We start from the raw sequence: 1,500 nt of genomic DNA on the forward strand, positions 1-1,500 counted from the left end.
CTAGACGGTATGAAGTGACCGCTCGGGGTTGCTGGGTGGTTGCGGGCCGGGGCCTCACTCGCACAGATTCGTGGGTTGCCGAGTAGGGGCTGCCTGCTCGGCCTATCCGACATGTGTGGGAGGCCCCGGTGTTTTCCGAGCGTACGAGTGTTGGGCTGGATGTGCACGCCAGGTCGGTTGTGGCGGCGGCGATCGATGGTGTGACGGGCGAGTTGGTGCAGGCGAGGCTGACGCCGTCGCATGATCACATTCGGTCGTGGTTGCGGGAGTTGGCTGGACCGGTGGCGGTGGCTTATGAGGCCGGTCCGACCGGGTTCGGGCTGGCGAGATCGTTGACTGCGGCGGGCGTGCGGTGTGAGGTGGTGGCGCCGAGCAAGCTGCAACGTCCGGCGGGTGATCGGGTCAAGACCGATGCCAAGGATGCGGTTCATTTGGCCCGGTTGTTGCGGTTGGACGAGTTCGTTTCGGTGTCGGTCCCGAGCGTGGAACAAGAGACGGCCAGGGACCTGGTTCGCGCCCGTGAGGACGCTCGCGCAGATCTCATGCGGGGTCGGCACCGGCTGTCCAAGCTGCTGCTGCGACAAGGCATCGTCTATTCCGGTGGGCGTGCGTGGACCGACGCGCATGATGTCTGGCTGCGCCGGCAGAGGTTCGAGTCTGCGCCGCTGCAGTTGACGTTCGAGTCCGACTACGACGCCGTACTCGCGGTCCAGGCCCGCCGGGACCGGCTCGATCACGCGATCGAGGCGATGGCCGCCGACAGTCAGTTCACACCGTTGGTACGGCGGCTGGGATGTCTGCGTGGGGTCGGAGCGCTGACCGGGCTGGCGCTGGCGGTTGAGATCGGTGACTGGCACCGGTTCACCGGCCGCACGATCGGCGCGTTCGTCGGGCTCGTTCCCTCGGAGTACTCCTCGGGTCAGTCCCGGGTCCAGGGATCGATCACCAAGACCGGCAACACCCACGTCCGCAGACTCTTGGTCGAGGCTGCCTGGCACCACCGTGCCCGCTACGTGGCAGGCAAGGCCATGCGCGAGCGGTGGGACGTGGCCTCACCGGCCGCCCGTGCACGCGGCGACGCCGGCAACCGCCGCCTGCATGCCCGCTGGAACACCTTCCGGGCCCGCCGGAAACGGCACGTGATCGCCAACGTCGCCATCGCCCGCGAACTGGCCGGCTGGTGCTGGTCCTTGGCCGTGATGGACGACTAACAGCCCCCGAACCGGCTTCGTCGGAACCACGGCCGGTGGCAGCGCGTGGAGCGACCCGCGAAACAGCTATGAGCAGCCCCGCCGGGCGATGCTCGACACTAGACAAGCGGCCAGCTCCTGCCGAACACCCCGTCCTGCGGTAACCAACCCGCGCATATCAGTCTGACCGCGCGTCGCCAACGACACGCTCACCGACCAAAACCCCGACCAAGCCACGAGGCGCCCGCCCCGGCAACCGGGACGGGCGCCTCACCCTGCCACTTGACAAGAACTCACTCCATATCAGCTG

At 67.6% G+C, this 1,500-nt stretch carries 1 protein-coding gene; it reads left to right on the forward strand.

What is annotated here, in order from left to right; translation table 11 throughout:
• The first annotated feature begins 128 nt into the window (after positions 1 to 128).
• Positions 129 to 1,211, forward strand: coding sequence for an IS110 family RNA-guided transposase (locus E0H73_RS45640; RefSeq protein ID WP_131367572.1), 1,083 nt, complete (start codon positions 129 to 131; stop codon positions 1,209 to 1,211).
• The last annotated feature ends 289 nt before the right edge of the window (positions 1,212 to 1,500 follow it).

Origin of the sequence: Kribbella pittospori, from assembly GCF_004331465.1 — a bacterium.
Classification (GTDB): domain Bacteria; phylum Actinomycetota; class Actinomycetes; order Propionibacteriales; family Kribbellaceae; genus Kribbella; species Kribbella pittospori.